This is a genomic window from Haloferax profundi (assembly GCF_001469865.1).
In the GTDB taxonomy this organism is placed as follows: domain Archaea; phylum Halobacteriota; class Halobacteria; order Halobacteriales; family Haloferacaceae; genus Haloferax; species Haloferax profundi.
Genome location: NZ_LOPV01000100.1, coordinates 1 through 8,995, shown reverse-complemented (window position 1 = coordinate 8,995; position 8,995 = coordinate 1). Strand labels below are relative to the sequence as shown.

Annotated in this window: 13 protein-coding genes; 6 read left to right on the top strand and 7 right to left on the bottom strand. The window is 63.5% G+C overall.

Features of this window, described 5'->3' with window-relative positions:
• The coding region (locus AUR66_RS05325) for a ribose-5-phosphate isomerase A (protein WP_197409679.1) at positions 1-327 on the top strand (327 nt) is incomplete at its 5' end.
• Positions 328-420: 93 nt separating this feature from the next.
• Here AUR66_RS05325 and AUR66_RS05320 read toward each other — a convergent pair.
• Positions 421-588, bottom strand: a complete 168-nt coding sequence (locus tag AUR66_RS05320) for a DUF1931 family protein (protein WP_058571455.1) — start codon at positions 586-588, stop codon at positions 421-423.
• Between the two features lie 184 nt (positions 589-772).
• On the opposite strand from AUR66_RS05320, the gene larB reads away from it, so the two are divergent.
• From larB to AUR66_RS05305, 4 genes are all read left to right on the top strand, one after another.
• The gene (gene larB, locus AUR66_RS05315) at positions 773-1,531 is read left to right on the top strand and encodes a nickel pincer cofactor biosynthesis protein LarB (RefSeq protein WP_058571454.1); all 759 of its coding nucleotides are present in this window, start codon (positions 773-775) and stop codon (positions 1,529-1,531) included.
• A gap of 187 nt (positions 1,532-1,718) precedes the next feature.
• Positions 1,719-1,868, top strand: coding sequence for a DUF7563 family protein (locus AUR66_RS23350; RefSeq protein ID WP_013035558.1), 150 nt, complete (start codon positions 1,719-1,721; stop codon positions 1,866-1,868).
• A gap of 94 nt (positions 1,869-1,962) precedes the next feature.
• Positions 1,963-2,202, top strand: a complete 240-nt coding sequence (locus AUR66_RS05310) for a GIY-YIG nuclease family protein (protein ID WP_058571453.1) — start codon at positions 1,963-1,965, stop codon at positions 2,200-2,202.
• Between the two features lie 79 nt (positions 2,203-2,281).
• Positions 2,282-3,655 (top strand): phosphoglucomutase/phosphomannomutase family protein, encoded by a 1,374-nt coding sequence (locus AUR66_RS05305; RefSeq protein ID WP_058571452.1) that lies wholly within the window; start codon positions 2,282-2,284, stop codon positions 3,653-3,655.
• Here the strand turns inward: AUR66_RS05305 and AUR66_RS05300 are convergent.
• The 4 genes from AUR66_RS05300 to samp2 form a co-directional block, all read right to left on the bottom strand.
• Entirely contained in the window at positions 3,652-4,032 is a 381-nt protein-coding gene (locus AUR66_RS05300) for a DUF7344 domain-containing protein (protein ID WP_058571451.1), read from the bottom strand. The genes AUR66_RS05305 and AUR66_RS05300 overlap by 4 nt on opposite strands.
• A gap of 51 nt (positions 4,033-4,083) precedes the next feature.
• Positions 4,084-4,485, bottom strand: coding sequence for a GNAT family N-acetyltransferase (locus AUR66_RS05295; protein WP_058571450.1), 402 nt, complete (start codon positions 4,483-4,485; stop codon positions 4,084-4,086).
• Positions 4,486-4,548: 63 nt separating this feature from the next.
• On the bottom strand, positions 4,549-5,037 hold the full coding sequence (locus AUR66_RS05290; RefSeq protein ID WP_058571449.1) for a peroxiredoxin family protein: 489 nt from the start codon (positions 5,035-5,037) through the stop codon (positions 4,549-4,551).
• Between the two features lie 111 nt (positions 5,038-5,148).
• On the bottom strand, positions 5,149-5,355 hold the full coding sequence (gene samp2 / locus AUR66_RS05285; protein ID WP_058571448.1) for a ubiquitin-like small modifier protein SAMP2: 207 nt from the start codon (positions 5,353-5,355) through the stop codon (positions 5,149-5,151).
• Positions 5,356-5,465: 110 nt separating this feature from the next.
• Between samp2 and AUR66_RS05280 the strand changes: the two genes are divergently transcribed.
• Positions 5,466-6,449, top strand: coding sequence for a replication factor C small subunit (locus tag AUR66_RS05280; protein ID WP_058571447.1), 984 nt, complete (start codon positions 5,466-5,468; stop codon positions 6,447-6,449).
• Between the two features lie 33 nt (positions 6,450-6,482).
• On the opposite strand, the gene AUR66_RS05275 is transcribed toward AUR66_RS05280, so the two are convergent.
• Both AUR66_RS05275 and AUR66_RS05270 read right to left on the bottom strand, forming a co-directional pair.
• A complete protein-coding gene (locus tag AUR66_RS05275; protein WP_197409680.1) occupies positions 6,483-8,750 on the bottom strand; it encodes a GAF domain-containing sensor histidine kinase in 2,268 nt (755 codons plus the stop codon).
• 121 nt (positions 8,751-8,871) lie between these two features.
• Positions 8,872-8,995, bottom strand: a 124-nt coding sequence (locus AUR66_RS05270) for a tryptophan-rich sensory protein (protein ID WP_197409678.1), incomplete at its 5' end; no start/stop codon positions are given.

The following is an 8,995-nucleotide window of genomic DNA, read 5'->3' as shown; positions in this document are numbered from 1 at the left end:
GTCGCCGACCCGTCGAAGACGGCAGACGTGCTCTCGCACCCCGTGCCGGTCGAAGTCCTTCCCAACGCCCGGACGACCGTCGCTGCGGCCGTTTCAGACCTCGGTGGCGACCCGACGCTCCGACGTGCCGAACGAAAAGATGGCCCCGTCGTCACCGACAACGGGAACCTCGTCCTCGACTGTGACTTCGGCGAAGTGGCCGACCCTGCGGACCTCGCGGCGTCGCTGTCTGCACTCCCCGGTGCGGTCGAACACGGCATCTTCGCCGGTCTGGCCGACGTGGTCTACGTCGGAACCGACGACGGCGTGGATGTCACTGAACTGTGAGCGACTAGTTCTGACACACGTCTCACACCCTCGACTGCGCTGTCGCTCGCGGGGTTGCGATAAAAGAAAGTAGTAGTAGTAGTTTAGACCGGTTTACAGGTCGCGGGGCTGGACCGTCTTACGGTCGTTCTGCTCAGCACGGCGTGCAGCGTCTTCGAGAAGCTCCTTGACTTCCTCGTCGAGGGCGTCGTAGAAGTCCGAGGCCACGTTCTTGTCCTGAAGCGCTTCCTTGACGGCTGCCTTAACAATGAGGTCTGCCATACAGAATGTTGTACCGAACCACCATTAATAAAATTTCCTATATTGGTCGTTAATACCGCCGGATTTGGGGGTTATGGCGCTTCTATAACGACGGATTTCGGAGGAACAATGTCCACTTATATATGCTTTCTCCCTCTGAGTCGAGAACGACGGGTATGAGTACGTCTCGGGCGAACGTGCGGCCATGCGCGACATTCTGGAGGCCGTCGCGGACGGGTCACTCTCGCCCGCGGAGGCCGAAGCACGACTCGCGGGGTACGCGACGACCGGTGCCGGACGGTTCGACGCCGCACGGGAGACGCGCCGAGGGGTCCCAGAGGCCATCCTCGCTGAGGGAAAGACACCCGACGAAACCGCGACGATAGCCGTCGCGGCCGTCGAGACGAGCGGTCGAGCGCTCGTCACACGGGCCAGCGCCGACCACGCAGAGGCCGTCGCAGATGCGCTCCCCGACTGCACTATCGACCGCGACGCACGAGCGAAGACCGTCGTCGCGTGCGATTCGTCGTTCGAACGGCCTGACCTCGACGCGACGGTGGGTATCGTCACCGGCGGAACGTCGGACGCGGAGGCCGCAGGCGAGGCGTCTGTCGTCCTCCGTGAGATGGGTGTCTCCGTCGAACGAGTCGAAGACGTTGGTGTCGCCCACCTCGGCCGTGTCCTCGACCACCTCGACTTGCTCCGTGAGGTCGACGTCCTCGTCGTCGCTGCCGGGCGTGAAGGCGCGTTGCCCACCGTCACTGCCGGACTGGTCGACACGCCCGTCATCGGGTTACCCGTCTCCACTGGGTACGGACACGGTGGCGACGGCGAAGCGGCATTGCTCGGGATGGTCCAGTCGTGTACTGTCCTCTCCGTCGTGAACATCGACGCTGGCTACATCGCGGGGGCACAAGCGGGCCTCGTCGCTCGTGCAATCTCCGACGCACGGCAGTCTGAATAGCTGGTTGTCCAGCTTCCCTGCCGTCTCCGTCTGACTATATTTATCTCTACTGGCCGGGCGTTGACGCCTGTCCATTTTCCTCCCTCGAAATCGACCATCTACGCGTACGCACGCACACGCGCGAAGGCCTCATATGGTTCGCACCCGGTATACAACATACCGGCTTGGTGGCTGCCGGATTCAGACAATGCCAGTATGTGACCATTGCGGGTCACACGTCTCTGAGCGCTTCGCCCGCGTGTTCGCCGACAAGAACGGTCAAGTTCTCGCTTGCCCGAACTGCTCGGCGAACGCCGGTATCGCGGAAGTCGCTCGGCAGCGTGCCCGCACTGCATGACCACTGAAGCGAACAAAGACCACCACGCGAAGCCAACACTCGGTGCACGAGGCCGGGCGGTGGGTTCATACCCTCGCCCCTGAACCATTCTCTCGTGCACTTCGTCTACGTCCTCCAGTGTAACGACGAGTCGTTGTACACCGGCTACACCACCGACGTCGAGCGCCGCGTCGCCGAACACAACGCGGGCGACGGCGCGAAGTACACGCGCGGTCGGACCCCCGTCGAACTCGTCCACGTCGAGGAGTTCGACTCGAAGTCGGCGGCGATGTCACGCGAGTACGAGATTAAGCAACTCAGACGACAGCAGAAACTGTCACTCGTCGAGTCGTGACGACGGTTCCACCCGAGCAGGGTTACCGACTTGTCGACCCGTAACGTAGTTTTTTGGCTCGGCGTGCAGACGTGCGCGTATGGACGAAATCTCCTTCGGGACCGATGGGTGGCGCGCCACGCTCGACACGTTCACCGACGAACGCGTCCGCATCGTCGGCCAAGCGGTCGCAGACTATCTCAAAGAAGAGGGCTACACCGACCCCGTCTTCGTCGGATACGACGCCCGCGAAACGTCGCCCGGATTCGCCGAGTCGCTCGCGGAAGTCGTCGCCGGCAACGGCTTCGACGTACTTCTTCCAGAACGTGACTGCCCGACGCCGCTCGTCGCGTACGCCATCGCGGACCGCGGACTCTCGGGTGCGCTCATGGTCACTGCCTCGCACAACCCGCCGGAGTACAACGGCGTGAAGTTCATCCCCTCTGACGGGGCGCCTGCCCTCCCCGAAGTGACAGACGCCGTCGCCGCGTACCTCGCCGAACCCGACCTCTTGCCGGAGTCCGAACGCGGGACGGTCGAACGCGTCGATATCGTCTCGCCGCACGCCGACCACGCGCTAGACCTCGTCGGCGACGACCTCTCCGGGTTGACCGTCGTCTACGACGCCATGCACGGTAGCGGTCGCGGCGTCACCGACGCCTTGCTCGAATCGGCCGGCGCGGACGTAGTTCGCCTCCGCTGCGAGCGGGACCCCGAGTTCGGTGGGTCCTCACCGGAACCGTCGCCCGAGAACCTCGACGAACTCGCCGACGCCATGATAGATATCGGCGCCGACCTCGGGGTCGCAAACGACGGTGACGCCGACCGTCTCGCCATCGCCACGCCCAAACGCGGCGTCCTCGACGAGAATCTCTTCTTCGCCGCCATCTACGACTACCTGCTCGAATCGGACTCCGGCCCGGCCATCCGCACCGTCTCGACTACCTTCCTCATCGACCGCATCGCCGAGGCACACGGCGAGGACGTCTTCGAGACGGCAGTCGGGTTCAAGTGGGTCGCCGACGCGATGCGCGAACACGACGCGCTCATGGGCGGCGAAGAGTCTGGTGGTTTTTCCATCCGCGGTCACGTCCGCGAGAAAGACGGTGTGTTGATGGGGCTCCTCGCCGCCGCTGCCGCCGCCGAAGAAGACTTCGACGCTCGTCTCGACCGTATCGAAGACGAATACGGCGAAATCGTCGCCGACAAGATTAGCATCGACTGTCCGGACGCCGAGAAAGACCGCGTCATCGACGAACTCGACGACGAACTCCCCGAGACGGTCGCTGGCCGCGACATCGCGAAAGTCGTCACGCTCGACGGGTTCAAACTGCTCTTGGACGATGGCTCGTGGCTTCTCGTCCGCCCGTCCGGCACGGAACCGAAGATGCGCGTCTACGCGGAAGCGGGAAGTGAAGATGCGGTCTCTGCGCTCCTCGACGCAGGCCGCGAACTCGTCGAACCGCTCGTCTAAGACTCCCAGTCTTCTTCTTCGCTCGCAGCCGGTCGAACGATACCTCGGTACGCCGGCGTGAACAACGGGAGCGTCTCGGCGTGGTCCGTCAACGTAATCGTCTCGCCGTTCGACTCCACGAGGTTCGCCGCCTCGAGTTTCGGCAGGTGGACGTGGACGATACCCGTCTCTGCCTGTTCGACGATTTGGATGTCGACCTGATTCGCAGGACGGTCGGTCGTCCGAACTGCGAGTGCGATAGCGAGTTCCCACACCGGTACCGGTTGGGTCCTGTCGTGCAGATACTCGAGGACGTACCGGCGCGACGGGTCCGCGAGCGCGTCGAACACCCGATTCCAGTCGGTGAGGATTCTGTCGCCGCGTTCTCGGTTTGCCATGGCCTCGGCTCTGTAAGCATAACAGGCGTGGCGATATACCTATGTCGGTTGTTAGCGATGCCCACGACGGTCGGCGCGAACACCGCGGAACCGGTCGTCGGCTTGCTGGTCGGATATCGGTTCGATGGTGAATCCGAGCGACTCGTAGAAGGGGCGGACACGGGCGTCGAAGTCGGCAGTGAGGCGCCCCCGGCGGTCCAGAGCGGCCTCGACGAGTGCGGTTCCGACGCCCCCGTTCCGCCGACTCGGCGAGACGGCAACCGCGTCGATGTAGTCGTCGTCGAGGACGAGTGCACCGACGACACGACCCGACGCGTCGGCGACGAGGCAGTCACCGGCTTCGAGTCGCTCACGGACCTCGCTGGCGGCCACGTCGAGCAGACCCGCGTCGAGGACGCGCATGACTGCGACCAACTCGTCGGGCGAACCCTCACGAACGACGATATCGCTCATCGTCGGCGATGCGGTGCGGAGAGAGATAGGTCCGGCGGAGTGTTGGGCTGACAGATGGCGCGCTTACGCGGCCAGACGGTCGATGCGCCGCAACAGGTCGTCGAGTTTCGGGCGGTCGGCCGGGTTGGAACCGCGGTGGGTATAGACGACTTCGGGGTCGTCACGGAGGTCCACGAGGACGGCCTCGGGCATCCGACCGACCATGTCGTGGAGTTTGCCGAGCGCTCCGAATCGCGTCGGCTGGTCGAACTCGTCGCCGACTTCGGCACCGGGGTCGGCGAGGAGCGGAAACGGCAGGTCGTAGCTTCGCTGCCATTTCTCGGCACGCTCCGGTGGGTCGGGAAGGACGGAGACGACTTCGGCATCGCGCGCTTCGAACTCGTCGTAGCGTCGCTTCACCGACTGCACCTGCCGGCGACAGACTTTGCAGTAGTAGTCTCGCTGGAGTAACAAGAGCAGGAAGTCGGCGTCGAGGGTGGCCGGCGAGAGCGTCTCGGGACCGGCGGCGACGTTAGGCAGTTCGAAGTCGAGGGAGTTCGTGTTGGCAGACACGTTCAGGGAATCGAGGACGTCGACTATAACCGTCCTGCGGGAGTGCGGTTTCGCTACCAAACACCGAAAGCCGCCGTGAAGACCGGACTGCCGGCAGCGGTGTTCTGCCAGTCAGGCACGTCCGCCTTTGATGAGGCGGAGTACCTGCACCTGTTCGACTTCGACCGGTTGGTCTTCGGGAACGGGGCGACCGTCGACGAGGACGGACACCTCGTGGGGACTGAGGCCCACTGCCTTCACGAGGTCCGCGTAGGTTCCATCGTCGTCCACGGTGACCGCTTGGGTCTCCTCGCCGACGACTTCGACGGTTACGTCCATGCTCTGGCGTGGGGCGGGAGTCGGTTTCAGTCCGTCGGCTTTGGTCGCGTCGAACTCACCACCGTCACCGTCTCGGACGCTTTATGTGCGCGGCCACCTGTGAAGTGGATATGAGCGAGGCCGCGGAGTCGGGCGACACCCCGGCGGGTCGCGAAATCTGGATCGAGAAGTACCGACCGCAGACCCTCGACGACGTCTACGGACAAGAAGAAATCGTCGAGCGACTGCGCAGTTACATCGAGCGTGACGACCTGCCGCACCTGCTCTTTGCGGGGCCGGCGGGCGTCGGGAAGACGACTTCCGCGACGGCCATCGCCCGTGCAATCTACGGCGACGACTGGCGCGGCAACTTCCTCGAACTCAACGCCTCGGACCAGCGCGGTATCGACGTGGTTCGCGACCGAATCAAGAACTTCGCTCGGTCGTCGTTCGGTGGCCACGACTACCGCATCATCTTCCTCGACGAGGCCGACTCGCTGACCAACGACGCGCAGTCGGCGCTGCGCCGGACGATGGAGCAGTTCTCTGACAACACGCGCTTCATCCTCTCGTGTAACTACTCCTCGAAGATTATCGACCCTATCCAGTCGCGGTGTGCCGTCTTCCGTTTCTCACCACTCGGTGACGACGCCATCGCCGACCAGACTCGTGACATCGCCGCCGCCGAAGGTATCGAACTCACCGAAGATGGACTCGACGCCCTCGTCTACGCTGCCGGTGGCGACATGCGCCGTGCCATCAACTCCTTGCAGGCCGCGGCGACGACCGGCGAAGTCGTCGACGAGGAAGCCGTCTACATGATTACCTCGACGGCCCGCCCCGAAGACATCGAAGAGATGGTCCGCGCGGCCATCGACGGCGAGTTCACCACCGCCCGCAAGAAACTGGAGACGCTCATCGTCGACACCGGCATGGCCGGCGGCGACATCATCGACCAACTCCACCGGTCGGTCTGGGACTTCGACCTGGACGAACGCGCCGCCGTCCGCCTCATGGAACGCATCGGCGAGGCCGACTACCGCATCTCCGAGGGGGCGAACGAACAGGTCCAACTCGAAGCACTCCTCGCGTCGCTCGCACTCTCGCAGAACTAATCGACACGCACGTTTTATCCGACTCTGGTCCGGTCAGCCCCGGAACTCGAAGCGCGCCCCACCGGATGGGCTGGACGTCACGATAACCGACCATCCGTGTGCGTCGGCAATCGACTCGACGATTGCGAGGCCGTAGCCGATACCGTCGCCGCCGGTCGTTTCACCGGGTTCGAACACGTCGTCGCGGCGGTCCGGTTCGATGCCCAACCCGTCGTCTTGGACGAAAAAGCCGCCGTCTACACCACCGACCTCGACGTGAACTGACTCCGTGCCGTGGTCGTCGTCAGACGAGGTCTGACTGCCTGTCGAACCGTGTTCGACGGCGTTCCGAAACAGGTTGGCGAGTAACTCGCCGAGTCTATCTTCGTCGGCGTCCAACACCACGTTCTCTGGCGTCTCCAGCGTCGCATCGGCAGTTTCGGACGTCATCCACGCCCGGTTGGCGACGGTTCCGAGGTCGACGGGCGTCGTCTCGTCGACGAGTTGCCCGCGCCGAGCGAGCGAGAGCAGGTCGTCGACGAGTGTCTCCATCTGGTCGAGTGCGTCTTCTGCCGTGTCGAACCGCTCGTCTGCACCGGTCTCACGCGCGAGTTCGAGGTTTCCACGAGCGACGCTCAGTGGATTTCGAAGGTCGTGGCTCACGATGTTCGTGAACTCTTCGAGACGTTCGTTCTGCCGCTCTAACTCGTCTTCACGCGCCTTCCGCTCGGTGATGTCCGTGTAGATAGCGTACCCCGACCCGCGTTCTTCGCCGGGGGAAAGCGGGACCACGTTCAAGATGAACTCACGGACACCGTCGTCCGTTCGACGGCGTACCTCACCGCGGTAACTCTCTCCTGTCGCGACGAGTAGTTCTGGGATACCTGCGAAATCGGTGGTTTCGTCGTCGCCGCCGTCATCGTCGCTCTCTGGTGGGACGACGCGGCCGAGAAGGTCGGTTCCGACCAGGGCACCCGAGTCGTAGCCGAAGATGTCCTCGAACGCTCTGTTCACGCCGAGGACCGTGACGGCACCGTCTTCGACGTCGTATGCGACGGCGGCGTCAGAGACGTGTGCGAAGAGGGCGCTGGACCGGTCGCGTTCCTCGCGGAGATTCGTCTCCGCCGCGATTCGGTCGGCGGTGACGGCGACGTGTGCCATGAGCAGTTCGGTCAACTCCACGTCTGTCTGGTCGAACGCGTCCGGGACGTACGACGCGGCCTGAAACACGGCGATGTCGTCGATTGGAACGCTCAGTCCCGAGCGATACGTTCGCTTGACCGGTTTCGCGTCGGCGTCGCTGGCGATGTCAGAGACGAGTTGTGTCTCGCCGGTTCGGTACGTCTTCGCGGCGGTTCCGCCATCTTCGACGGAGACGCGTTCGGCCCCGTCTTCGGGTGTGCCCGTCGAGATGGCCGTCGGGACGATTTCGTCGCCTTCGACGACGCCGACGTAACTCAGGTGGAAGTCGAGGATGTCGTCGGTAATCTCGACGGTTCGTTCGAACAACTCGGTGAGGCTCGTCGTCGCGGCCAACTCGGTGGCACCGTGGTGGAGTCGCTCGATTTGTTCGCGACTGTGCCGCATCGCGGCCTCGGTTTCGATGCGCGCTCGGGTCTCCGAGACGTACGAGACGAGGAGTTCGGCCAATCTGAGGTCGGTCTCGTCGTAGGCACCGACCTCGTTCGAGAGTGCCTGAAAGACACCTTCGTTCCCCATCGGGACGCTCACCACTGACCGATACGCCGGGTCGTCGGGTTCGGCCTGCGGATGGTCGCGGACGTCGTCGACGAGGGAGGACTGTTGCGTCTGGTAGGTTTGGCCGAGAATTCCCGTGTCGGTCGGAATCGGACCTGTCCCCTCCAAGTCGCGTTCGTTCCCCCTGATGTAGAACCCGTCGCCCTCGTGGACGATGAACGACGAATTGTCGAATTCGAGGATGTGTTTCGCGAGGCCGATGGCTCGGTCGTACAACTCGTCGACTGTCTCTGCGGTGATGAGGTTCGTCGTCCCTTCGTAGAGTCGTTTGAGGCGGTCCCGTTCGGGGTGTGAGTCGTCTGCGTGCTGGGAAAGAACCCACCGAATCTGTGCTTCGAGTGCCTCTGGGTCGTCGCGTGGCACGTAGGCGTCGAACCGCTCCGGTGAGACGACGTCTGCTGGGTCTTCGTCGGTGAACAGGATGGTTGGTACGCGAGCGGGGACGGCCGTCGCCGAGTCGGAGACGACGAGGCAGGCGGGGTCACTCGGCGTCGAGTCGTCGCTCGCCGACGCGACAGTAACCTCCGTACCGAGGTCAATGTCGCAGTCGAAATCGACATCCACGACGACTGTGAGCTCCGTCGCGTACACGGTTTTCTACCGTTTTGACGAGTACGAGAAATATAACCGTTGCGGCATGTTCTCTCCCCACAAGAATTGACAGTATCGACTCGTTCTCCGTCACTCAGTTGAGCGACCAGAACCCGTAGTTGAGTGCTGTCGCGAACGATACCCACGCGAGGTACGGGACGAGGAGTGCGGCGGCACGCCAGTCCACGATGGCGAACTCACGCATCGTCGCGAGGATT